The organism is Sphingobium sp. SG1 (genome assembly GCF_057063145.1).
Genome location: NZ_JBVVOJ010000004.1, coordinates 69,746 through 92,711 on the forward strand (window position 1 = coordinate 69,746; position 22,966 = coordinate 92,711).

Annotated in this window: 19 protein-coding genes and 1 tRNA gene; 8 read left to right on the forward strand and 12 right to left on the reverse strand. The window is 66.4% G+C overall.

Annotated elements, in window-relative coordinates; genetic code table 11:
* Window positions 1-11 precede the first annotated feature (11 nt).
* Window positions 12-767, forward strand: coding sequence for an isocitrate lyase/PEP mutase family protein (locus tag AC0KVN_RS11025; RefSeq protein WP_435566961.1), 756 nt, complete (start codon window positions 12-14; stop codon window positions 765-767).
* A gap of 33 nt (window positions 768-800) precedes the next feature.
* On the opposite strand, the gene AC0KVN_RS11030 is transcribed toward AC0KVN_RS11025, so the two are convergent.
* The 6 genes from AC0KVN_RS11030 to AC0KVN_RS11055 all read right to left on the reverse strand — a co-directional run bounded on the left by AC0KVN_RS11030 (window position 801) and on the right by AC0KVN_RS11055 (window position 10,491).
* Window positions 801-2,438 carry an alpha-N-arabinofuranosidase gene (locus AC0KVN_RS11030; protein WP_435566962.1) on the reverse strand — a complete coding sequence of 546 codons (1,638 nt, stop codon included), beginning with the start codon at window positions 2,436-2,438 and terminating at the stop codon, window positions 801-803.
* Between the two features lie 56 nt (window positions 2,439-2,494).
* A complete protein-coding gene (locus tag AC0KVN_RS11035; protein WP_435566963.1) occupies window positions 2,495-3,301 on the reverse strand; it encodes a transglutaminase-like domain-containing protein in 807 nt (268 codons plus the stop codon).
* Between the two features lie 63 nt (window positions 3,302-3,364).
* Window positions 3,365-4,060, reverse strand: a complete 696-nt coding sequence (locus tag AC0KVN_RS11040; RefSeq protein WP_026109532.1) for a hypothetical protein — start codon at window positions 4,058-4,060, stop codon at window positions 3,365-3,367.
* Window positions 4,061-4,098: 38 nt separating this feature from the next.
* On the reverse strand, window positions 4,099-8,319 hold the full coding sequence (locus AC0KVN_RS11045) for a translocation/assembly module TamB domain-containing protein (protein WP_435566964.1): 4,221 nt from the start codon (window positions 8,317-8,319) through the stop codon (window positions 4,099-4,101).
* Complete coding sequence (locus AC0KVN_RS11050; RefSeq protein ID WP_483656135.1) at window positions 8,319-10,049, reverse strand: autotransporter assembly complex protein TamA; 1,731 nt, start codon at window positions 10,047-10,049, stop codon at window positions 8,319-8,321. Before AC0KVN_RS11050 ends, AC0KVN_RS11045 begins: the two co-directional genes overlap by 1 nt.
* A 16-nt stretch (window positions 10,050-10,065) precedes the next feature.
* Window positions 10,066-10,491, reverse strand: a complete 426-nt coding sequence (locus AC0KVN_RS11055) for a hypothetical protein (RefSeq protein WP_483656110.1) — start codon at window positions 10,489-10,491, stop codon at window positions 10,066-10,068.
* 150 nt (window positions 10,492-10,641) lie between these two features.
* Between AC0KVN_RS11055 and recJ the strand changes: the two genes are divergently transcribed.
* The 3 genes from recJ to AC0KVN_RS11070 all read left to right on the forward strand — a co-directional run bounded on the left by recJ (window position 10,642) and on the right by AC0KVN_RS11070 (window position 13,609).
* Window positions 10,642-12,408, forward strand: a complete 1,767-nt coding sequence (recJ, locus tag AC0KVN_RS11060) for a single-stranded-DNA-specific exonuclease RecJ (RefSeq protein ID WP_435566966.1) — start codon at window positions 10,642-10,644, stop codon at window positions 12,406-12,408.
* A gap of 101 nt (window positions 12,409-12,509) precedes the next feature.
* Window positions 12,510-12,584, forward strand: a tRNA-Glu gene (locus AC0KVN_RS11065).
* Between the two features lie 371 nt (window positions 12,585-12,955).
* Entirely contained in the window at window positions 12,956-13,609 is a 654-nt protein-coding gene (locus tag AC0KVN_RS11070; protein WP_004208652.1) for a Crp/Fnr family transcriptional regulator, read from the forward strand.
* A gap of 12 nt (window positions 13,610-13,621) precedes the next feature.
* Here the strand turns inward: AC0KVN_RS11070 and AC0KVN_RS11075 are convergent, their stop codons facing one another.
* The 4 genes from AC0KVN_RS11075 to AC0KVN_RS11090 all read right to left on the reverse strand — a co-directional run bounded on the left by AC0KVN_RS11075 (window position 13,622) and on the right by AC0KVN_RS11090 (window position 18,286).
* The gene (locus tag AC0KVN_RS11075; protein WP_435566967.1) at window positions 13,622-15,073 is read right to left on the reverse strand and encodes a TRAFs-binding domain-containing protein; all 1,452 of its coding nucleotides are present in this window, start codon (window positions 15,071-15,073) and stop codon (window positions 13,622-13,624) included.
* 24 nt (window positions 15,074-15,097) lie between these two features.
* Window positions 15,098-15,580 carry a nucleotide synthetase gene (locus AC0KVN_RS11080; protein ID WP_097384611.1) on the reverse strand — a complete coding sequence of 161 codons (483 nt, stop codon included), beginning with the start codon at window positions 15,578-15,580 and terminating at the stop codon, window positions 15,098-15,100.
* Window position 15,581: 1 nt separating this feature from the next.
* Complete coding sequence (locus AC0KVN_RS11085) at window positions 15,582-17,177, reverse strand: toll/interleukin-1 receptor domain-containing protein (protein ID WP_435566968.1); 1,596 nt, start codon at window positions 17,175-17,177, stop codon at window positions 15,582-15,584.
* A 179-nt stretch (window positions 17,178-17,356) separates the two neighbouring features.
* A complete protein-coding gene (locus AC0KVN_RS11090; protein ID WP_010339588.1) occupies window positions 17,357-18,286 on the reverse strand; it encodes a LysR family transcriptional regulator in 930 nt (309 codons plus the stop codon).
* A 122-nt stretch (window positions 18,287-18,408) separates the two neighbouring features.
* Between AC0KVN_RS11090 and AC0KVN_RS11095 the strand changes: the two genes are divergently transcribed.
* The 4 genes from AC0KVN_RS11095 (at window position 18,409) to AC0KVN_RS11110 (ending at window position 20,893) form a co-directional block, all read left to right on the forward strand.
* Window positions 18,409-19,107, forward strand: a complete 699-nt coding sequence (locus tag AC0KVN_RS11095; RefSeq protein WP_004208647.1) for a pirin family protein — start codon at window positions 18,409-18,411, stop codon at window positions 19,105-19,107.
* Between the two features lie 147 nt (window positions 19,108-19,254).
* Window positions 19,255-19,575, forward strand: coding sequence for a hypothetical protein (locus tag AC0KVN_RS11100; RefSeq protein WP_435566969.1), 321 nt, complete (start codon window positions 19,255-19,257; stop codon window positions 19,573-19,575).
* A gap of 29 nt (window positions 19,576-19,604) precedes the next feature.
* Window positions 19,605-20,501, forward strand: coding sequence for a pirin family protein (locus tag AC0KVN_RS11105; RefSeq protein ID WP_435566970.1), 897 nt, complete (start codon window positions 19,605-19,607; stop codon window positions 20,499-20,501).
* An 11-nt stretch (window positions 20,502-20,512) separates the two neighbouring features.
* Window positions 20,513-20,893 (forward strand): OsmC family protein, encoded by a 381-nt coding sequence (locus tag AC0KVN_RS11110; protein ID WP_333701647.1) that lies wholly within the window; start codon window positions 20,513-20,515, stop codon window positions 20,891-20,893.
* A gap of 79 nt (window positions 20,894-20,972) precedes the next feature.
* Here AC0KVN_RS11110 and AC0KVN_RS11115 read toward each other — a convergent pair whose 3' ends face one another.
* Both AC0KVN_RS11115 and AC0KVN_RS11120 read right to left on the reverse strand, forming a co-directional pair.
* Window positions 20,973-21,443, reverse strand: coding sequence for a low molecular weight protein-tyrosine-phosphatase (locus tag AC0KVN_RS11115; RefSeq protein ID WP_435566971.1), 471 nt, complete (start codon window positions 21,441-21,443; stop codon window positions 20,973-20,975).
* Window positions 21,440-22,888, reverse strand: a complete 1,449-nt coding sequence (locus AC0KVN_RS11120; RefSeq protein WP_004208642.1) for a helicase HerA domain-containing protein — start codon at window positions 22,886-22,888, stop codon at window positions 21,440-21,442. Before AC0KVN_RS11120 ends, AC0KVN_RS11115 begins: the two co-directional genes overlap by 4 nt.
* Window positions 22,889-22,966: the final 78 nt, after the last annotated feature.

Here is a 22,966-nt window from a genome sequence, read left to right on the forward strand (position 1 = left end):
AGAAGGATTTCATGATGACCGACACCGCCCGCAAACGCGCCGATTTCCGTGCCCTGCACCAGGACGGCTTTTTCCTGCTGCCCAATGCGTGGGACGCGGGCAGCGCGGTGCGGCTGGCGAAGAAGGGCTTTCGCGCAATCGCGTCGACCAGTGCCGGCGCGGCCTGGGCGGCGGGCAAGGATGATGGCGAACTGGGCCGCGACGCGGTGCTGGCGCATCTGGAGATGCTGGTCGCGGCGACCGACCTGCCGGTCAACGCGGATTTCGAAAATGGCTTTGCCGATGCGCCCGAGGATGTCGCCGCGAATGTGACGCTGGCGGCGCAGACCGGCATTGCCGCCCTGTCGATCGAGGACTGGTCGGGCAGCGCGCTCTATGACCTGCCGCTGGCGGTGGAGCGGATCGCGGCCGCGCGCGAAGCGATCGACCGGATCGATCCGGCGCTGATGCTGGTCGGGCGCAGCGAGAATTTCCGCGTGCCCGGCATGGCGCCGAGCGAGAGCATCGCCCGCGCCGTCGCCTATGCGGAGGCGGGAGCCGACTGCCTGTTCGTGCCTTTCCTGCTCGATCATGGCGCCGTCGCCGAACTGGTGGCGGCGGTCGCGCCCAGGCCGGTCAATGTCGTCATCCATGACTATGACACGGCCGGCATCGCCGCGCTGGCGGCACTGGGCGTGCGCCGTTGCAGCATCGGCGCCAGCCTGGCCCAGATCAGTTGGGCGGCGTTCGACGATGCGGCCGGACGGCTGAAGGCGGCGGAGGGGTAAGGCTCCGGAGGTGGAGTAGGGGGCTAGGCGCCCTTACTCCACCGTCACCAATGTCACCGACTTGGACGGCAGGGTCAGCGCCACCTGGCCCTGCGCCAGCCGTGCCGGCAACGGGCCAGGCACGAAGGGATCGGCGCCCTCGAAGCGGATGCGGGTGTCGATGGTCGCGGCGGTCAGCGTCCGGGCGCTCGCCTTGCGCCAGGCGCCCCCTTTCAGATCGATGCGCACCGGCCGGGTGGCGGTGGGGTCGAGATTGACGATGCTGAGATGCAGCGCGCCCGCCGTATCCTTCGACGCCGACACGCTGAGCCCCGGCAGCCGCACCGCGCCCTCGACATAGTCGGGCGCCTGCACATCGACCGGGATCATCGTCGCATTCTGATGGACCTTGTAGAGGTCGAACACATGCCAGGTCGGCGTCACCACCATCTTGGCGCCCTGGGTTAGCACCAGCGACTGGATGACATTTACCATCTGCGCGACATTGGCCATCCGCACCCGGTCGGCATGATTGTTGAAGATGTTGAGGCTCATCCCGGCGATCACCGCGTCGCGCAGCGTGCTTTCGAGATAGAGTTGCGAGGGCGCGTCCTTCTCGCTGTCGAACCAGGCGCCCCATTCATCGACTGCGATCGCCACCTGCTTTTTCGGATCATAGCGGTCCATGATCGCGGCATGGCGGCGGATCAGTTCGTCGGTCAGATGGGCGCGGGCCAGCGCGGATGCCCATTGGTCGGTGCCAAAGCCGATATTGCGCCCCTTGTTGCGCCAGTCATTGCCGGCGAAACTGTAGAAATGGAGCGACAGGCCCCACATCAGCGGGCGTTCGGTATTGTAGGCGAGCGGCGTGGGATTGGGGCGCCATTTCATCGCCTGCGCCATGACCTTTTCGGTCCATTCATAATCGTCGGTGTCCGCGCCCACCGCGATCAGCTTCGCCCGCTCGCCCGAATAGGCGCGCAGGAAGGCGGCATAATGGCGGAAGGCGGTGGCATAGGTGTCCGCGGTCATGTTGCCGCCACAGCCCCAGCTTTCGTTGCCGACGCCGATGAAGGGCACGGCCCAGGGCGCGGCATGGCCATTGGCGGCGCGTTCCTTGCCGGGCTGGCTGTCGGCCGGTGCGGTCATGTAGCGCATCCAGTCGTCCGCCTCGCGCACGCTGCCCGATCCGACATTGACCGACACGAAGGCCTTGGCGCCGATCTGGTCCAGGAAATCCATATATTCATGGGTGCCGAACGCATTGGTTTCGGCCGACTTGTCCCAGGCGGCGTTGATGCCGGCAGGGCGCTGCGCGGCCGGGCCGATGCCGTCGCGCCAATGATAGCCATCGGCAAAGCAGCCGCCCGGCCAGCGGACCACCGGCACCTTCACCTGGCGCAGCGCGGCGACCACGTCGCTGCGGATGCCGCGCACATTGGGGATGGGGCTGTCCGGCCCGACCCATATGCCTTCATAGACGCCGCGGCCCAGATGCTCGACGAACTGGCCATAGATATTGGGATCGATGGTGGCGCCGGGCTTGCCGGCGTCGACGGTCAGGACGGCACTGTCGCCGGGCGCAGCCGCCGGGGCCGATGCGCCGGCAAGGCCGGCGAGCAGGCCCGCCGTCGCCGCCAGCAGCGCCCGCCGCGTCCGCACCCAAGCCCGTCCCGAAAGCTGCACGCCCATGCCATCCCCTTCCTCAATTTGTCTGAGTATAGGCTAGGCGGGCGGCAGGGCCGGGGTCAAGGGGCCGTAACGTCCCTGGGTTCTGCCATCCGCGTCACATGGATCGCCTGTTCGTTCATCTGGGCGCTGCCGAAGATGGTCATGAAGGCGATGTCGGTGGCGTCGCGGCCGACGGCGATGCGGACCATCCCCTCGATCGGGGCCAACCCCGTCGCGTCGACCATATGCCAGGCGCCGTCGAGCCACACCTCCACCACCGCGTGGAAATCGGGCGGGTCGAGATCGGCGGCATAGACCGACACCAGCCGGGCGGGAATGTCGCGCGCGCGGATCAGCGCGGCGGTGAGGTGCGCGAAGTCGCGGCACACACCTCGCTGGGCGACAAACGTGTCGGCGGCGGTGGTGGTGATGTCCGAACTGCCCGGCACATATTGCAGATTGTCATGCACCCAGCCGACCAGCGCCTGCACCAGCGGGCCACCGTCCAGCCCTTCGAAATGGCCGCAGACGAAACTGACGAACCGGTCCGCCTCGCAATAGCGGCTGGGCCAGATGAAGGGCAGCACATCCTGCGGCAGGCTGGGCAAGGGCGAGCGGGCGAGCGAGAAGAGATCGGGCGCGGGCCGATCGACATCGACCAGCGCCTTGTAGCGGCTGAGCATCCGCCCGGTGCCGCTGCGCGTCCAGGTGCGCCGGCCGATCGCGCTGCCGCCCATCAAATTGGTCAGCGGCCCGGCATTGTCGATGATGTGCGATTGTTCGACGATGCGCTGGTCGGCCATGGCGGCGGCCTCGACGGCCATCAATACGTCGGTCGGCCCGGTAAATTCATAGTCGAGGGTCGCTTCGATCGCGAGACGCATGGCCATCCTTCAGGAGAGATTCGGCAAGATGCCATCCTGCCGATGCTGCAGGCCGCTGTCGCGCTATTCCGGCAGCTTCCCGAACGGCAGCAGCTTGCGCGCCTGGGCGGCGGCCGCCTTGCCATTGCCGGCGCGCAGGGCGGGCAGGATGGCGGCGGCATTACGCTTCATCAACTGGTCGAGCGGGGCGGGGGCAGGCGCATTGGCCGCCCGTTCGGCCAGCGCCAGCGCGCCGGCGACATCATTATGATCGGCGCGGATGCGCATCAATGCGGCCAGGCCCGAGTAGAAAGCGCGGTTGCCGCCCAGCGCGACCGCCTTGCCCAGAGCAGCCTCGCCCACCTGTTCCTTGGCCCCCAGCACGGTGCGGGCGATGAAGCTGCCAAGCTGGTCGATCGCGTCGAGATGCCAGCCGGCGATCACCATCTGTGCCTCGGCATCGCGCGGGTTGCGGGCGGCCAGCGCCTCGAACGCGGAAAGCGAGCTGCGCGCATCGGCTCGGCTGCGAGTCAGCTTGGCGCGATAGCCGATCGCGACCGCGCGTTGCAGCACCGCCTCATGATCATTGGGGGCGGTCATCAATATGCGGTCGGCGGCGCTGATGGCCTGGCCGATGAGGCTGAGCGCCCGCGCCTTGTCGCTGGTCTGGAAGGCGGCCGCGGTCAGCAGTTCGCGCGGGGTTTCCGCCAGCGCGGCCGGCGCTGCGGAGAGGGCGACGGCACAGATGAGCGGGCGGCAGAGCGACGGGGCGAAGGGCACATATTCTCCTGTTGTGGCGGCGCCACGCTGGCGCCGGATCAATAGTCCCTGGAATAACGAAGTGCGGCGGAAGATCCCGCATTGGTGCCGGTCTTCGACAGGATGCTCAGCGTCTTCGACAGGGCGACTTCCAGCTGGGTGGCGGTGAAGCCCTTCGAGTCCGTCACCACCTCCACATAGATATTGTTGGAGATATGCTGGCCGACGGCGAGCGACGTGCCGCGCCCGGTATCCTCGTCACCGCCGACGATGCCGATCCGGTCGAGGCCGGACGCGCCCTGCAGCTTGCCCATCGGGTTGAGACCGCCACTGCCGCCGCGCAGGCCGTTGAGCGCGGCCGCCAACTGGATCGCCTGTGTCGCGGACAGATTGGCGACATTGTCACCGAACAGGATGCGCGAGAGAATCTCGTCCTGCGGCAGCGCCGGCGTCGACACGAATGTGATGTCCGGCTGCTGCGCGGTGCCGGCGACGGCGATGCCGGCGCTGACATCGTCAATCTCGGTCAGCGCCTTGATTGCCAGCGTCGGGTTCATCATGTCGCCGTTGAAGGTGATGACGCCCTGATCCAGGTCGAACTGGTGACCCGAGAAGCTGTAGCGGCCGCGAATCACCTCGATCTTGCCGCTGACGCGCGGCTTGGTCGCGGTGCCGGTGACGCGCATGTCGGTCTTCCATTCGGAATCGAGGCCCATGCCGGTCACATAGATCTGATTGTCGGCGCGCAGGCGGATGTCGAGTTTCCAGTTGGTCGGCGATGCCGCGGCGGCCTTGCGGTCGGCGATGCGCTGCGCGAGCACATCCTGGCCCTCGCCCTTGCGGCGGACGCCCTGCAATTCGCGAATCTCGGTGCCGCCCTGCCAGGCGACGCGATAGCGGGTCTCGGGCAGCGACAGGTCGCCCTTGATCAAGCCGCCATTTTCCGCGCTGTTGGTGATAGCGAGGGTGCCGCTGACCACGCTGGTGATCGCTTCGCTGCGGGCGAGGCGGGCATGGTCCATCTTGACCGCGATGTTCATCGGGAAGCCGCTGTCGGCGGCCAGGCCCACCGTGCCGCTGGCCTGGACCGTGCCGTTGCCGGCGCGGCCGGAGAAGTCGCGAATGTCGAGCCGATCGTTGGTGAAGCGGCCGTCGAGCTTCATCTGGGTGACGCGGGTGCCGAAACTCGTATTGTCATAGGTCAGCGCATTGGCGCGGACCAGGCCGTTAAGCTGCGGCGCGGTCAGTCGGCCGCCGAAATCGGCCGCGACCGCGATGCCGCCGCTCAGCCGCTGATCGGCAAGGCCGGCGAAGGAGAAGAGCACGTCGGCCGGGCCGGCATAGCGAATGCCGCCGCCCAGCGGCGCGGCCATCAGCTGTTCCGACCAGTTGGCGCCCGGTCCCGGCGGGGCCATGGTGGCGACGAAGCGGCCGATCGTGCTGTTGCCCTTGCGGATGAGGCCGCGCATGTCGCCGCCGGCGGAGGACAGCTTGCCCTCGACATTCATCGACACTGCGTCGGACACGGCGGCCAGGCTCGACCGGCGGAAATCGCTGATCGCCAGGCGCGTGGTCGCGGTCGGGAAGGCGGTGCCGCTCTGGCTGTAATCGACCATGCCGGTCGCCTTGCCGCCGATGCCCAGGCCCGGATTGGCGACATTGGCGATGGCTAGGTCGAAATCCTTGAAACGGGCCTGCAGCGCCGTGTCCGTGCCGAAATGGCCAGCCAGATCGACCTTGCCCTGCGGCAGCACCAGGCTGACCGGTTCCAGCCGATAGCCGGTCTTTCCAGCGCGGATGATCGCCGGCTGGTTCAGGCGGAAATCGACATTGCTGGCCTTGCCCTGCAGCGCGACGGCATAGAGGTCGGGGCGCAGCGCGGCGTTGACCGCGACCGAGAAGGGCACGCCGCTGGAGCCGTCGGCGACCAGCTGGGCCTTGCCCCGCCCGCCCTGATAATCGAGTTTCGCCCGCGCCTTGCGCACGACATAGTCGCCATAGGCGGCATTCGCCATCTGCACGTCGGCGATCACCTTGGGCTGGTCGCTCAGCAGCATGGAGGCGGTGACGATGGCGCGGCCGATGACGATGTCGGCCTCGCCCGGCAGCTTGGCATTGCTGGCGACGGCGTTGACGTCGACGCCCTGCAGCTTGCCCACGGCGTTGAGCTTCACCGCGCCGGTGATGCCCGATCCGTTCATTGCGAGCTGGCCGGTGAAAGGGCCGGCACTGGATTGCTGGATGCGGCCGTTCATGTCGACGCCGGCGAAGCGCGCCTTGGTCACGTCGATGGTCAGCGGGCCTTGCGCGGTGCGGATCAGCACATTGGCGAAGAAGGGGCCATAGGGCGATCCGCCGGTGGCATCGAGGCGATAGCCGGCCGGTTCGCCATTCAGCTTGGCGACGACATCGGTCAGTTGCACCCCGACATTGGGGCGCGGCGCGCGCAGCACCGCCTGCGGCCGGTCCGCCGTGCCGCGCACGGTCAAGAACAGCGGGCCATATTGTTTGGAATAGGCTTCGGTGTCGAAGGCGAGCTGGCCGTTGGTGTCATAGCTGCCCGAACCGGACTTGATCTGGAAATTGGGTGCGGCACCCTTCAGCCCCGCCAGCGTGAACTTGCCCTCCGGCGTCATGCCGATCCGGCCGGACATCACCGCATTGCCGCCCAGGAAGTCACGGACCGAGGCATTTTCCCAGCGCGCGGTGCGCACGCCGAACATGCCCGACAGGCCGAAGCCGCCCTTGGGACCGGGGATCAGCTTGACGTCGGTGTTGAGGTTGACGATGCCGACGCCGTCGATCCGATAGTCGTTGACCCGGCCCTTCAGCGCGCCGCGATAGATGGCATTGTCGAGATCGGCCAAGACGATGGCGGTGGCGTCGATCTTGTCGCTGTCGAGCTTGAGATTGTCGCTGATCAGCTTGCCGCCGGCATAGGCAAAGTCGCCCTTCACTCGCAAATTGGTCATCAGGCCGCCGGCGGCGGCATTGAGGCCGGTGACGCGCTTGGCCGTCGCATTGACCGGGATGCGGATGCGATCGGCGTCGATCACGGCGCGACCGCTGGCCTTCAGATTCTCGATGCCGGTGGCGTCGAAGGCGAGGGATGTGGCGCTGATGTCATAATCGATGAACGGCGTCGCCATCGGCCCGTCGAGGATGATCGAGGCACGGACATCCTTGCCCTTCACCTTGTCCATGAAGGCGCCCGGTTGCAGCAGCGCGGCATTGATCTTGAGCGCGCTGAATGTGCTCTTACCCAGGTCCACCAGACCCTGCGCATCGGCCGACATGGCCGGCGAGCGCAGCGACCCCTTGAGGTTGACGCGCCGTTCGTTGAGGCCGGCGAACAGATCGACGTCGAGCTGCGGCCGGGTCAGCCGGTCGGCAATGTCGCCATAGACGAGGCCGGGGCGCAGCGGCCCCTTGGCGGTGAAGCTGCCGTCGCGGGCGGCGAGCGCGATATTGGCCAGTTCGCCCTTGGGCGTGGTGGCGATCAGCTTGCCGTTCCAGGCCTGCCAGGTGCCCTTGCCGTCGAGCGAGGCGGTCATGCCGTCGGGCAGGCCGCTCATCGCCGCGATCACGCCGCCCTTGGGCGCGGTCAGCGTGCCGCTCATCGCCAGGCGATTCTGTGCCGGCACCGCGTCCAGCTTCGCCTGCAGCCGATCGCCGCTGTCGACCACCGCATTGGCGGACAGCTGGGCACGGCCGTCGGCGATATGGACGACGCTGTCGATCGCGATTTCGCGCTTCTGGCCGATCACCGGCTTGGCGAGCAGGAAACGGTCGAGCCGCATCCGGTCGACGTCGATATCGAGGTCGGGCAGGATCGGCGCATTGGGATCGGTCGGGGTCTGGTTGAATTGCGGGCTGCGCGCCAGCACCACCAGCGGGCTTTCCAGATTCTGGACCGAGATGTGATTTTGCAGATAGCGGAACGGGCGCCAGACGACATGGACCCTGGGGCTGACCGCGAAAACGCCCTTGGGATCGCGCAGGATCAGGTCGTGGATGGTCATGTCGCTATAGATCGATCCCTCGATCCGGCCGACCTCGATCCCCATGCCCGATTCCATCTTGAGCGCGGCGATCTGCTTGATGAGGAAACTCTTGCCCGGCTGGGTATCGAGGAACAGCAGCAGGCCCGCGACCAGCACCACGAGCCCGACGATCAGGCCGGCCAGGCCGATGGCGATCTTCTGCCACAGCGGGCGGCCCTGGCGGATCACCACGGTCTCGGTCGCTTCGGGCGCGGGGGGAGGGGTATCTTCCGCCATCAGAAGGCCTGTCCGATACCGATGTAGAGGGCGAATTTGGATTCGCCGGGCTGGCGGTTGATCGGCATGGCTATATCTGCGCGGAAGGGTCCGAAATTGGTGTAGAAACGTCCGCCCAGGCCCACGCCATAGCGAATGTCGGAAAATTGCGGGATCTGGCTTTCATAGACCTGGCCCGCATCGACGAAGGCGACGACGCCATAATTGCCGAAGCGATAGCGGCCCTCGACCGCGAATTCATTGACTGATCGGCCGCCGATCGGATCATTGTTCGCGTCCTTTGGCCCCAGTTCCTGATAGCCATAGCCGCGCACCGACCCGCCACCGCCGGCATAGATGCGCCGCGAAGGGGCGACATCGTCGCGGGCAACGCCGTTGATCGTGCCGATCTTGGTCCGCGCCGCCAGCACGAAACTGTCGGAAATCGGATAATAGCCGGCCAGGTCGAAGCTGGCGCGGACATAGGGCGAGACATTGCCCTGCAAGGACGCCTCGGGCGACACGCGCAGATTGGCGCGGAAGCCGCTGGTGGGGTTGAGCAGGTCGTTGGAGCGGTCATAGCCGACCTGCACCGGCAGTGCGCCGATGAAATAGGTCAGCCGCTTGTTTTCCCCGCTTTCGTCGATCGTGGTATTTTCGTTCGAAAGCAGGATTTCGCCGCCATAGGTATAGGTCCAGCGCTTCTGGAAGATCGGTGTGGACTGGCGCGACCAGCTGGCATTGAGGCCCAGGGTGAAGGCTTCATAGGCGTCATATTTCTGATGGTTGACGCCGGCGCCGGCCTGGAAAGTCTTGTCGCGCTTGCCCGCATTGGACCGGCGGAAGGTGCCCGATACGCCCTGTTCCTGGGTGCCGGCGATGACGCTGGCGATCAGGGCGCCTTCGGGCGGGAACAGATTGCGATGGGTCCAGCTGCCTTCGGCGCGGAAGCCCTGTCCGGTGCCATAGCCCAGTTCGCCGGCCAGCCGCCGGGCCGGGCCGGCTTCCTGATCGACATGCAGATCGACATATTCGGTGCCATCCGGGCCGGGCTCGCCGGTCTGGACCGGATCGACCGCGACGCTGGCGAACAGGCCGGTCGCGACCAGCGCCTTGCGCAGATCGTCGACCTTGCGGCTGTCATAAAGGTCGCCTTTGTCGAAGCGGGCGATCACCGCCATATGGTCGGCGCCGAACGCCTGCTTCTCGCCGCTGGTGGTAATGGTGCGGAATGTGCCGCGCGGGCCTGGCTCGACCGGCAGCGTATAGTCGCCGGTCACGGTCGCGGGATCGAGCAAGATGTCGCGGTCGCCGATCCTGGCGAAGGCATAGCCCTGTTCCGGCAGCTTGAGCGCAACATTGGCCTCCGCCGCCTCGACCGCTGTGGCGACGATATAATCGCCGGTCTTCAAGGTCAGGCTGTCGCGGATCAGGCCGGGCGGGATGGTCTCGGGCGCATGGATGACGATCTCGCCCATCTTGTAGCGCTTGCCCGGCGTCACCGACAGGATCGCCTTCAGCGTGCCATCCTGCTGCTGGTCGAGCGAGGCGAGGGCGGTGGCATCATAATAGCCTTCCGAATGGAACAGCCGCACCGCCAGTTGCTCGTCGGCCTGGGCGCGCTGCTGCACCATCGATGCGGTCTCGGCCTTGCCCTTGCCATCGACCAGGGCGGATGCGGCACGGAACTCATCCTCCAGACCGGTCTTGCCGAACCCGTCGAGCTGGGTCGCATAGCGGACCTCGGGCATCTTTTCGTCGCTGTCATCATCGGCGACATTTTCCGGCACGGTCACGCTGTCGAGCGCGGGCAGCGGCTGGGCCAGTTCGGTTTCGACCGGCGGTTCGGTGGCGGGGGGGCAGTTCGGCGCCGGTCGCGGGCGTCGTGCCGCTGGCCGGCGCGCTGCCTTGGGCACTGCCCTGGGCCGGCATCTGCTGGTCGAGCCAGTCGTCGATCGAGGGCAAGGGGGCCTTGCTGTCGGTCGCGCTATTGCTGGCCTTGTCGTCGACGCTGCCGGCGCCGGGCAGGCGCGCGTTGAACTCGTCGTCGGGCAGGATCGGTTCTTCGTCGGCGGGCGCTGTGGTGCTGGGGGCGCTGGCCGGGACCGTCTGCGCCATCAGGGGCAGGGGAGAGGCGGCTGCCATGATCATGCCCAGCGCATGCCGAACATATCTCGCCTGCCGCTTCTTCATCTGTCTGCGATGCCCCTTTCGCACCGGGCATCCCATATGTCCGGCAAACAGGCAATACGCCCAATGACTTGCAACGGTTCCGCCTGCGTGACGATTTCGCCCGGCGGCGCGGCGCTTCCATCGGTGCCCCCGCCGGTCTAGAGCCGCTTCATGACATTTGCGCTCAACATCACCCGTTCGATCACTGGCCAGCCCTGGCGCTGGCGCGGCCTGGGGGCGGACGCGCGTTCGCCCGGCTATCAGCCCGACGATCTGGTGGCGCAACTGCTGCTGGCGCGCGGCTGTCCGCCCGACGGGGTGGAGGCGCATCGCAATCCCACCATCCGCCATTTCATGCCCGACCCCAGCCTGTTCCGCGACATGGACGCGGCGGCCGAGCGGCTGGCCGATGCGGTCCAGCGCGGCGAGGATGTGCGCATCTTCGGTGATTATGACGTCGATGGCGCGACCAGCGCGGCGCTGCTGATCCGGTTGCTGCGTGACATTGGCCTGGATGCCCGGCCCTATATCCCCGACCGCTTGATGGAAGGCTATGGCCCGTCGGGTGAGGCGCTGGTGCGGCTTGCGGGGGATGGCGCGCAACTGATCGTCACCGTCGATTGCGGCGCGCAGGCGTTCGAGGCGCTCGACATGGCTAAGGCGGCCGGGGTCGATGTCGTCGTCGTCGACCATCATAAATGCGCGGCGGCGCTGCCGGTGGCGCTGGCCCTGGTCAATCCCAACCGGCTGGACGAAAATGATGCTGCGGCCGTCCATGGCCATCTTGCCGCCGTCGGCATGGCCTTCCTGCTGGGCGCGGCCCTGCTGCGGACGCTGCGTGCGCGCGGCTGGTTCGCGACCCGGCCGGAGCCGGCGATCATGGAATTGCTCGACATCGTCGCGCTGGGCACCGTCGCCGACGTCGCGCAGCTCAAGGGGCTCAACCGCGCCTTCGTGGCGCAGGGGCTCAAGATCATGGCCAAGCGGCGCAATATCGGTCTCGCCGCACTGATGGACGCCAGCCGCCTCAATCGTGCGCCGCTCTGCCATGATCTGGGCTTCGCGCTCGGGCCGCGCATCAATGCCGGCGGGCGTGTCGGCAAGGCGGATCTGGGGGTGCGGCTGCTGACCACCGAAGATCCGGCCGAGGCCGCGCGAATCGCCGCCGAACTGGATCGATTGAACGAGGAACGGCGCGCGATCGAATCGATCGTGCAGGAACAGGCGGAGGCCTTGCTGGCGGCGCAGGACAATCGGGCCGTGGCGCTGGTCGCCGGGCCGGGCTGGCATCCCGGCGTCATCGGCATCGTTGCCGGGCGGCTCAAGGAACGGGCCGGCCGTCCCGCCATCGTCGTCGCGCTGGACGAGGATGGCGTGGGCAAGGGGTCGGGACGCTCCATTTCCGGCGTCGATCTGGGCGCGGCGGTGCTGGCGGCCAAGGATAGCGGCCTGCTGGTCGCGGGCGGCGGCCATGCGATGGCGGCGGGGCTTACCGTGATGGCGGACAAGGTCGATGCGCTGGCCGACTTCCTAGATGATCGCCTGTCGGCCGCCGTCGCGCGTGCGCGGGACGAGCGGGCGCTGCTGATCGACGCGGTGCTGGCGCCGGCCGGGGTCAATCCCGACTTCGTCGCCGCGATCGAGGCGGGCGGCCCCTATGGCGCAGGCTGGCCCGCGCCGTTGATCGCCGCCGGGCCGATGCGGGTGATTCGCGCCGATGTGGTCGGCAATGGCCATTTGCGGGCGATCATGGCGGGCGATGATGGCCGGTCGATCAAGACGATCGCCTTCCGTCAGGCCGAGTCGGAACTGGGTCAGGCGATTCTGGGTGCGCCGCGCGACCGTCGGCTGTGGGTGGCGGGCCGTGCGAAGATCGATGACTGGGGCAGCCGACCCGCCGCAGAGCTGCATCTGGAGGACGCCGCCTGGGCCGATTGAGAAAGATTGCAATTTTCTTGCGCAAAGGGGGTTGACCCTTTCGCCGGTCCCGCCTAATTGCGCCCTCGCTTCGCAGCGCTGCCACGGCGGCGACAACGAACGGCCCCTTCGTCTAGCGGTTAGGACGCGGCCCTTTCACGGCTGAAACACGGGTTCGATTCCCGTAGGGGTCACCACCTTCACAGCAAGGTGGTGCATCGCTATGAGAGCGAACCTGTCCCTGTCAGGGACCATCCAGCAGCAGATATTCTCGATCGGTCCACGCACCGGCATCTGGGTTCCACGCGCGGCGAGCCCTCTTGTGGTTGATGGCCGAACCGCGGAGATTGCGAAAAAAAAGGCCCGAAGCCATATGAAGCTCCGGGCCAAGAAAAGGTTGCCCCACCGGGGCCTCCTTCGGGTCGCGCTGATTCCCTAGGGAAATCTCCTCGGCATGGCCGTGATGCAGATCACATATTTTCCGAGAATCATCCTGCCCTCCTGTTCATCCGGAGCGCATAGGCTATGCCGGTAACGGAACGATCGATCGTCACCGAGGAGTGGAGGATTGCAGGTCGAGGAACAGGTCGAGGTGCTGGCAGCGGTTTTCCGATGTGATCGGAAGGCGGCAGAGCTGCTGCGCCGCGTGCTGGTTCCGCAGCAGGTCGGTGCCAAGCAGATATTGGCCCGGCAAGGGGAGGCGTCGCACCATTGCTGGCTGATCGTCGACGGCTGCGTGGCGGTGCAGACCTTTGGCATCGACGGCCAGCGCCAGCAATTGGCGCGTCATGGGCCGGGGGAATTTTTCGGCGCCTATCCAGCGCCCACGACGCACCGGGCGGAGATAGAGGTGCTGGTCGAGAGCCGCCTGTTGCGCGCGGAGGCACAATCGCTGGCTGCGCTGGTGGCGGGCGATGCGCAGATCGGCGCGGGCATGGCCTGGCTGCTGGCGCGGCAACTCGACCGGGCGCTGGATCGAATGGCGACCCGGTCCACCTATAGCGCGGCCGGGCGGGTCTATAGCGAATTGCTCGCGCTGGCCGATGGTCGCGACCATATCGTGCCAGCGCCGCAGGTCACCACCCTGGCGCTGAGCGCGAATACGACCCGCGAGACCGCGTCCCGCGCGATCGCCGTGCTGATCCGGCGCGGCATCGTCAGTCGGGAAGATGGTCAGATGCAGATCCATGCGCCGCGCATGCTGGCGGACATGGTCGTCTGAAGGCGCGCGCCGTCAGTTGGACGGCGGATAATAATGGCCGACCGGGCAATCGCCCTGGCGGGTCATCACTTCGCCGGCAATCTCGAACCGATAGCCGGGGCCTTGCAGCGCCATGGCGGCGGCCTGTGGCCAGGGCATGCAGATGCTGCCGGCCGGTGCGGCTGGCGCCAGGAGCAGCGCCAGGCATTCCTCGCCATCGATCGGATCATTCGGCATGACCGTTTGATATTCCAGCGCCAGCCCATGGTCCGGCCAGTCCCTCAGGATCAGGCTGGCCTGGAGCATGGCGGTGGCCATATCGTCGAATGCCTGGAAATGCAGGCCATTGGCGCTTTCGCGCATGGCTGGCGCGAGGCGCGTCGTCGATGCCAGCACAGCCTTGTTGGCGGCCTTGGGCAGCGCATCGCCAGAGGGAGGCATTGATTGTTCGAGGATGATCTTGCGCACGGGCAATGTGCGTGACTGCCACAGCCGATAGGCAGGGGCAGGCTGATCCGAGGCGCGCCCGATATGCAGTGCGATGGCCTGTGTCGCAAAGGCGTCGGCACGGCGCAGCGCCAGTCCCATGGCGATCTCGCACCCCTTGTCGATCGCCGCGTTGGACAGGCTGGTGATGGCGTCGGGCGCTTCCAGGCTGTCGGCCATGTCGATCAGGCGATCGAAGCGGGCGAGCCAATGGTCACCGAACCGGCCGACCGAGCTTTGCCGAAAGACGTCGAGACTTGTCGGCAGGACGATATGCAACTGGATGCCCCGGAAAAGGGCGCATTCGGCGATCAGGATATCGGCCCCGGCGGCGAGCGCCCCGAAGGCGGCACCCGGCGCAATCTGGTCGAGCGCCGCCTCGATCTTGCCGCGCGCTTCCTCCTCATTGTCCGGCAGGCCGATGATGCCGCTGAAATAGAGGCTGGGTGGCGGGCGCAGCGGATCGAGGATTGCGGTAGAGCGCCCCTGCCTGGTCAATATCTCGTGGAATTGCCGCAGCGTCGCGGCATGATCTTCCCAGGCGTCCGGCGCCGCCGCCATAGCCTGTGCCAGGGCGGCCTGCGCTGCGGCCTCGTCACCCAGCAGCAGATGGGCTTCGGCCGCGGTCGCCGCCAGCCAGTAGCGCGTTTCCTGCACATGATCGCCGCTGTCGAGCAGTGCCAGCACCTGGCGGGCGAGGTCGGCCGCGTCGGCGGGGCGATCGTTCAGAAAGGCGAGGGTGGCGGCATTGATGAGCGGATAGGTGGCGCGGCAGTCGCTGGCCGCCTGGAGATAGGCCTGCCGCGCCTCGTCCAGCAGCGCGGCGCGTTCGGCGCCCTCGCTGCGCAGCGCCCGATCCTTGAGCAGTCGGCCCTTGAGGGTCAGCGCATCGCTGTCGCGTGACGGCAGCAGGCCCGCCGCGCCGAACATCGTCCAGGCGCGAACGGTGTCGCCGCTGCGTGCGACCCTGCGGATTTGCGCAAGGATCGGAAGGATCATGTCGCCACCACCCCGTCGCTGCGCTCAGTCTTCCTTGGGCGGCGGATTCTTGATGTCGGGGTCGATCGACAGCGGGATCCATTTGGGTTCTGTGGCACTGGGATTTTGCAGCAGGTCGATATTGATGTTGAAGCCGTGCCGCGTGCCATATTTACCGCCCTGGTTGTAGCGTGCCTGGAACCGGACGGTCTTGTAGCGGTCCTGATCGGCGTGATAATCATCATAGATCAAGCCGCCGTAAAAGGAAGAGAGCGGCTCCTCGGTCGTGATGGCGTCGTAATTTTTCGAGAAGAACAGCTGATCGCCGATCAGGTTGATTTCCACGATCGAATTTTCGGTGATGGCGATATAGTCATGATCGGTCACGCCGGGCTGTTCATAGCGCAGCGAAACCCAACCCTCCTCGCCCTTCAGTGCGACATTGAACTGCAGCGGCGCGACGCCATCTTCCAGTTCGACCTCGATCAATGGCGCCAGGCCATATTGGGTATAATTCAGCGTCGACATTCTATTTGCTCCCCTTCGTCAATGGTTTGGCCAGCTTGCCCTGCCAGACCCGCCAGTCCTTGTTCGCCGGATCGCGCGCCACCAGGTCGGCGACGTCGGCGCGGGCTTCGGCGCGGAGCGCCTTGGCGCGATCGGTTTCACCCAGATCATAGAGCAGGTTCGACATGGAATAGCGTGCCAGCATCCAGTCCTGCAGATAGCCGGCATTTTTCGGATCACGCCGGAGCAGCGACCGCAGGATCGCGTCCTGCTTTTCGCGCTGCACCAGTGCCGCCCGGTCATCCCCCTGCAAGCGCAGCGCGTCCGCCATCCAGGCATGGCGATTGGCGAGGTCGGCGGCGATCGCCGGATCGCCGGGCGCCAGGCGCTGGACCCGCATCATGGTGTCGAGCGCGCCCTTGCAGCTTTGCAATGTTCTGTCGGGATTCTTCCTGGCGAGGGCGATGGTGCAGATATTGCCCTGCGCATAGCCCAGTTCCCGCCAATAGGCGTCGTTCGCCGGTCGTAACTGCACCAGCCTTTCGGCCAGCGCCTGATAGGATTGGAAGCGCGTCAGGGCGGCGTCGTTCCGATCGCGTATAAAATCGACATAGCCGAGCCAGAATTCGCTCTGGGCATGGGCAAACAGGCGTTGCGGGTCGTTCGGCGCGGCGGCCAGCAGGGTGGCCGTGACGCGATAGGCCTCGCGGAATTGGGCGATGGCCTCTGGCGTGTCGCCGCGCTTGAAATCATCCTCGCCCATGGCCTGCAGGATGCGGGCGCGCCGTTCGAGCGAGTCGCCCGGCAATGTTTCCAGGTCGGGCTGGTCGGCATAATAAGCGAGCGCACGCTTGTTCACCGTCTGCAGCACGTCGAGCCGGCCAACGCCCTCCAGCTTTTCCCGCAGATCGGTCAGCATGAATTCGATCAGTCCCTCTGCCTGCTGGCGCTGGCTTTCTGCCTCGCTCCTTGCCCGCGCGACAAAGACCAGCATCGCCGCCATCAATAGGACAAGAAAAAGCGCAACAAATGTGACGGCTATCACACGGCGCAACTGGCGCTGGGCGTCGCGCTGGATGATCTGGTCGAGCGGTACGCCGGTCAGGCCGGCGACGATCTTCAGCCGGGCCAGTTTGGGGCCGTCGCTGTCGGCGCGGAAATCGGCGGCGATCGGTTCACGCTCTATGCCATCGGCGTCGCGCGCGATCAGCGCGGCGGGAAAGCTGTCGACCGGCTCACCCGCGACCAGCGCGGCGATGATCGGCCGATCGGGATGAAGTTCGCGGAACAGCGCGATTTCCGCATTGACCCAGCGCGACGCCTTCGCCGCTGGCGAGCATAGCACCAGCAGGGCGTCCGACTGGGACAGGGCCAGGCGCACCTGTTCGTCGAGGCTGGAAGCAGCCGGCAATTCGGCGCGATCGCGAAAGATCGGGGTCAGCCGGCGCGGGACCGCCGCCCGGCCGGCCTGTATGCCGACCAGGCGCCTGGGCATCCGATAGGTTTCCAGCCAATGATGCAGCTTTCCCGCCGCGCGCTCGTCGGCATGGCTGTAGCTCAGAAAAGCACGATATTGGCGCGCGCCGACCGTGGCAGGCGCCTCCTTGACCTTGTTCATGCGCGACCCGCACTCACTCCATTGTCCCCCACCTGTCATTGTCGGCGTGAGCCCGGTCGGCGATACATGGTCGCCATCTTGTCGGACCCCGCCGCAATCTCCTTGGGGTGTGCCAGAAAAACATGATTCATCAAGGGGAAGCGTCGCATCGTCGGGATGACGCGGTCTTTGGCGGACGCCTAGACGTCGCTCATCCCGGCCGCCTCGCGATCGTCCGCGCCCAGCGCGACGAATTGCGCGATCAGCCAGGATGCGGCGGGGCCGGGCGGGGTGTCGCGGCGCCAGATGCCGGAAAAGCGATAGGTGCCGCCGGGATGATCGGGCATGGCGAGCCGCACCAATGTGCCCGCGACCAGATCCGCCTCGATCATCGGCAGTGGCATATTGCCCCAGCCAATCCCTTCGCGCAGCAGCGCATGCTTGGCGCCCAGGTCGGCGAGGCGCCAGGTCTTGGGGCTGGCGACCGAGAAATCGCGGCCTTCGGTAAAGCGCGACCGATCGGTCAGCACCAGCTGGGTATAGTCGCGACCGGCGCCCGGCGCGATCGCCTCCATCCGGCCGAGCGGATGATCGGGCGCGGCGACCGGGACCATCGGCACCAGCCCGGCGGACATGCTCTCAATCCCCTCGACCCCGGCCGACAGCGGCCCGGAAATGCCGATCACCGCGCCCCGATCCAGCACCATCGCCACGATCGCGCCCAGCGCCTCGGCATGGAGGCGCAACTGCACCGTGGGAAATTCCTTGGCGAAGGCGCGGAGCACCTTGCCCAGCCGTTCGGCCGGCAACATGACGTCGACCGCCAGATTGACCTCCGCCTCCAGCCCGTCGAGCAGGCCCTTCACCTTGGCGCGCAGCCCGTCCATGCCATGGGCGATGCTGCGGGCCTCCGCCAGCAGGGCGCGGCCGGCGACGGTGAGCTGCGGCTTGCGCGTGCCTTCGCGCTCGAACAGCAGCACGCCCAGCTGCGCCTCCAGATTGGCGATGCCATAGCTGATGACCGACACGGCACGATTGAGCTTGCGCCCGGCGGCGGCGAAGCTGCCGGTGTCGACGATGGTGAGGAAGATGCGCAGCTGGTCGAAGGTCGGGGTGCCGGGATTGTTCACTGTTCGATTTCCTGGAACGTTTCGATGGATTTTATCCATCTGAACGGAAATGCGTTCAAGCGCTAATTGGGTCTTCGACAGGGCGGTCCCATGATGGATGCACCGCCCGCAGGAGACACAAGATGATCGAACTTCGTCCTTTCGACAGCCTGGGTGGTGCCAATCATGGCTGGCTGGATGCTAAACATCATTTTTCGTTCGCCGGCTATCATGATCCCGCCCGCGTCCATTGGGGCAATCTGCGCGTCTGGAATGACGATACGATCGCGCCGGGCACCGGTTTCCCGCCGCACCCGCACCGCGACATGGAAATCATCACCTATGTCCGCGAAGGCGCGATCACCCATCAGGACAATCTGGGCAACAAGGGCCGGACCGAGGCCGGCGATGTGCAGGTCATGTCGGCCGGCACCGGCATCACCCATTCGGAATATAATCGCGAGGATGTGACGACGCAGATCTTCCAGATCTGGATCATCCCGACCCGCGACGGCGAAGCACCCAGTTGGGGCTCGCGTCCCTTCCCCAAGGGCGAGCGCAGCGGCCAGTTCGTGACGCTGGCGTCGGGTTACGGGAATGACAATGACGCGCTGCCGATCCGCACGGATGCGCGGGTTGTCGCCGCGACGCTCAAGGCCGGCGAGAGCGCCGAATATCCGATCGGCAAGGATCGCAAGGCCTATCTGGTCCCGGCGACCGGCGCGATCCAGATCGACGATGTGCGGGCCAATGCCCGTGATGGCGTGGCGATCCAGGATCTGGATGTCATTCGCGTGACGGCGATCGAGGATAGCGAGATCGTGCTGGTCGACGCGGCCTGACGATAAAAAGGGAAGGGGCGCGGGTAATGCGCCCCTTCTTTTCCAGAATATAGAACAGAGTGACCGATTTTATCCGGCTGATCCTGAAAGCGCCATCGCGCTAGAAGGAAGGCAAGGTAACGGTCCAGACGAACAGGGAGCCTTCTCATGCTGAACATCGCCACCCCGCGCCTCAGCTCCGCCGAATGGCTGGACGTGAAGGCAACCTTGAGCGCCGTTGCCGATTGCGGCTGTGGCGAACCGGCGGCGGCCGGCCCGGTGCGCTCGCGGATCGGCCATGCGCTCGACGCGATCCTGGGACCGAAGAAGGCCCAGCCGGTCACGCTCGCCCCGCATCTGCATGATGTTCGCGAATTTCTCTGCGAATCCGGCCGCACCCGCGCGATCGCCGAACGCCATGTCCCCACACTTGCCGCGCAGGGCTATAGCCGCGCCCAGATCGAGGCGCTGGCGCTGCTCGGCGCCTGACCCCATTTTCCGAAAAGAGGATAAGTCCCATGTCCATCCGCACTTCAGAGGTCGATGGCGTCGATCTGGTCATCCTGCCCCCGGTCCGCGATCTGGGCGATGGCTTTTCGGTCCGCCGCGCGCTGCCGTCCGCGCATCGCCGCATGGTCGGCCCCTTCATCTTCTTCGACCAGATGGGCGAGGCGACCTTCAACAGCGGCGAGGGGCTGGACGTGCGCCCGCACCCGCATATCGGCCTCGCCACCGTCACCTATCTGCTGGAGGGCGAAATCCTGCACCGCGACAGCGTCGGATCGGTCCAGTCGATCCGCCCCGGCGAGGTCAACTGGATGACCGCCGGCAGCGGTATCGTCCATAGCGAGCGGACCAGTGACGAGAATCGCGCCAAGGGCGGCAAGCTGTTCGGTCTGCAGACCTGGGTTGCGCTGCCGACGCAGGCGGAGGAAGTCGATCCGGGTTTCGCCCATCACAAGGCCGACGAAATCCCGACGATCGAGGATGCGGGCACCCGCCTGACCCTGATCGCCGGCAGTTCTGACGGTCTGGTGTCGCCGGTGAAGACCTTCTCCGACATGGTCTATGCCGATATCGTGCTGCAGGACGGCGCCCGCTATCAGCTCAAGGCCGAGCATGTCGAACGCGCCATCTATGTGGTGCAGGGCGAAGTCGAGGTGATCGGCCAGACCGGCGGCTTTGCGACCGGCGAACTGGTGGTGTTCAAGCCCGGCGCGGAGATCATCCTTCGGGCCAAAGGCGCGACCCGGCTGATGCTGATGGGCGGCGAACCGCTGCCCGAGAAGCGCCATATCTTCTGGAATTTTGTCTCGTCCTCGCCCGATCGGATCGAGCAGGCCAAGGCCGACTGGCAGGCCCAGCGCTTCGCCCCGGTGCCGGACGAGCATGAATTCATCCCCCTCCCGGCATAAGGAGCAGCATCATGGCCCAGGGCAGCGCCCATGTCGGCAAGGACCGGTATCGCACGGAAATCGTCGTCGGCGGTCATGCCATCACCGCCGACGAGCCGGAGGCGCTGGGCGGCGCCAATCTTGGCCCGGCGCCCTATGATCTGCTGCTGGCGGCGCTGGGTGCCTGCACCGCGATCACGCTGCGCATGTATGCGGAGAAGAAGGGCTGGCCGCTTGAATCGCTCGACGTCGCGCTGCGGCTGTCGGGCAAGGAGGAAAAGCGGATCGACCGAACGCTGACGATCGTCGGGCTGGACGCGGAACAGCGGGCGCGGTTGGCCGATGTTGCCGAGCGGACCCCGGTCACGCTAACCTTGAAACAGGGCCTGCCGATCGCGACGACGCTCGGCTAATGCCCAACATCCGTTCGTTTCGAGCGAAGTCGAGAAATGGCGGCGCTAACGGTTCTCGACAGGCTCGAACCGAACGGGATTAGGGATTCGTGCGCAACCGAGCCACGATTGCCCTGGCGGCGCGGGTGACATCGTCCCAGGTGATGTCGAAGCCGGCATCATTGCCATAATAGGGGTCGGTGACCCCGCTGCCCTCGCGTCCCGGCACCAGATCCATCAGCAGCGACAGGCTGGCGGTGCCGTCGGCGGGGCGGATACGGCGCAGATTGGCGAGATTGTCGCTGTCGAGCGCGAAGATATGGGTGAAGCGGTGGAAATCCGCCGGCTTCACCTGCCGCCCGCGATAGCCACTGATGTCGATGCCATGGCGCCGCGCCACCGCCTGCGCGCGTGGATCGGGCGCATCGCCGACATGCCAGTCGCCGGTGCCGGCCGAATCCACCACTATATCCAGCCCGGCCTGTTCGGCCTCCGCTCGCAGCGCGGCTTCGGCAAGCGGGGAGCGACAGATATTGCCGAGGCAGACGAACAGGACTGACGGATGCGTCATTCGGCGGCGGCCGTGCTGAGGCCGAGCGCCGGGATACCGATCGAACGGCGGCCGCCAAAATCGGTGCGCGCGACGATCACGCCCAGCTTCTCCATATATTCGATCAACCGGCGCACACGGCCGGGCGAGCTGGTGCCATAGGCGCGGGCCAGCACCGTGTCCTCCGGGCAGGGCTCGCCCTCCATCGCCGCGCGGGCGATCAGCAGGAAGGGCGCCAGCATATCTTCCGGCACCGGATCGGCGGCGCGGATCGGTTCTTCCCAGCGCGGGTCGGCCGAATCGCTCATGCCGGCGAGCGCCATGGCGAAGCGCTTGCGGAAGGCGGGCAGGTCAAGCGGCGGCTTGCGCAGCCCCTTCATCCGGCAGCGGACGCCGAAATCCTGGAACAGGGCAGCGACGCTGGGGACGGCTTCGCCCAAGTCCGCGACGATCTCGTCCAGCACGGCGATCACGATCGGCTCATTCTCGCCGAAATCCAGTTCCGGCGCGGCGGGCTTGGCCGACGGCACATCGGCGAGCTGGCGCATGATTTCCTCGGCCGGGCGGGCAGGCGGTTCGGCGCGGGGCGGGGGCGGCGGCATCGATTCTTCCTCGACCCGCGCGAACAGCAATTCCTGAAAATCCTCGCCGGTGGTGATCGGCGGCGGCATCAGCTTGTGTGTGCCGCCACGCGTGCCGGTCTTCACGGCACCGATCTTCACCGCGACCGGGCGGCGGGCGATCGCCGGACCAAGCCCCAGGAAACGGCCACGCTCCAGATCGCGGATCTGCTCGGCCTGGCGCCGTTCCATGCCCAGCAGGTCGGCGGCACGGGCCATGTCGATATCCAGGAAGGTGCGGCCCATCAGGAAGTTGGACGCTTCGGCCGCAACATTCTTGGCGAGCTTGGCCAGGCGCTGGGTGGCGATGACGCCGGCCAGGCCGCGCTTGCGGCCACGACACATCAGGTTGGTCATGGCCGCGAGCGACAGGCGCCGGGCCTCGTCCGACACATCGCCGGCGGCGACCGGGGCGAACATCTGCGCCTCGTCCACCACCACCAAAGCGGGATACCAATGGTCGCGCGGTGCATCGAACAGGGTCGACAGGAAGGTCGCGGCGCAGCGCATCTGCGCTTCCAGTTCCAGCGACTCGAGGCTCAGCACCACCGACGCGCGATGTTCGCGGATGCGGGCCGCCATCTTGACGATCTCGCGCTCATTATAGTCGCCGGCGTCGATCACGACATGGCCATATTCGTCGGCCAGGGTGACGAAATCGCCTTCCGGGTCGATCACGACCTGCTGCACCATCGGCGCGCTTTCCTCCAGCAGGCGGCGCAGAAGATGCGACTTGCCCGACCCGGAATTGCCCTGGACGAGCAGACGGGTGGCAAGCAGTTCCTCGACATCGACCAGCACGGGATTGCCCGTGCCGTCATTTCCTATGCTGATGCTGGCGGTCACGAACGTCCTTTGGCCCAGCCTGTGGCCTGCGCGCAACCCGTATTGGGTAGTTTGCCAGCGTTGGCCGCGTAATATCTT

Coding starts and splice junctions, on each gene's coding strand:
- AC0KVN_RS11025 (WP_435566961.1), top strand. CDS start 12: ATGATGACCGACACCGCCCGCAAACGCGCCGATTTCCGTGCCCTGCAC.
- AC0KVN_RS11030 (WP_435566962.1), bottom strand. CDS start 2,438: ATGGGCGTGCAGCTTTCGGGACGGGCTTGGGTGCGGACGCGGCGGGCG.
- AC0KVN_RS11035 (WP_435566963.1), bottom strand. CDS start 3,301: ATGCGTCTCGCGATCGAAGCGACCCTCGACTATGAATTTACCGGGCCG.
- AC0KVN_RS11045 (WP_435566964.1), bottom strand. CDS start 8,319: ATGGCGGAAGATACCCCTCCCCCCGCGCCCGAAGCGACCGAGACCGTG.
- AC0KVN_RS11050 (WP_483656135.1), bottom strand. CDS start 10,049: ATGCCCGAGGTCCGCTATGCGACCCAGCTCGACGGGTTCGGCAAGACC.
- AC0KVN_RS11055 (WP_483656110.1), bottom strand. CDS start 10,491: ATGAAGAAGCGGCAGGCGAGATATGTTCGGCATGCGCTGGGCATGATC.
- recJ (WP_435566966.1), top strand. CDS start 10,642: ATGACATTTGCGCTCAACATCACCCGTTCGATCACTGGCCAGCCCTGG.
- AC0KVN_RS11075 (WP_435566967.1), bottom strand. CDS start 15,073: ATGATCCTTCCGATCCTTGCGCAAATCCGCAGGGTCGCACGCAGCGGC.
- AC0KVN_RS11080 (WP_097384611.1), bottom strand. CDS start 15,580: ATGTCGACGCTGAATTATACCCAATATGGCCTGGCGCCATTGATCGAG.
- AC0KVN_RS11085 (WP_435566968.1), bottom strand. CDS start 17,177: ATGAACAAGGTCAAGGAGGCGCCTGCCACGGTCGGCGCGCGCCAATAT.
- AC0KVN_RS11095 (WP_004208647.1), top strand. CDS start 18,409: ATGATCGAACTTCGTCCTTTCGACAGCCTGGGTGGTGCCAATCATGGC.
- AC0KVN_RS11100 (WP_435566969.1), top strand. CDS start 19,255: ATGCTGAACATCGCCACCCCGCGCCTCAGCTCCGCCGAATGGCTGGAC.
- AC0KVN_RS11105 (WP_435566970.1), top strand. CDS start 19,605: ATGTCCATCCGCACTTCAGAGGTCGATGGCGTCGATCTGGTCATCCTG.
- AC0KVN_RS11110 (WP_333701647.1), top strand. CDS start 20,513: ATGGCCCAGGGCAGCGCCCATGTCGGCAAGGACCGGTATCGCACGGAA.
- AC0KVN_RS11115 (WP_435566971.1), bottom strand. CDS start 21,443: ATGACGCATCCGTCAGTCCTGTTCGTCTGCCTCGGCAATATCTGTCGC.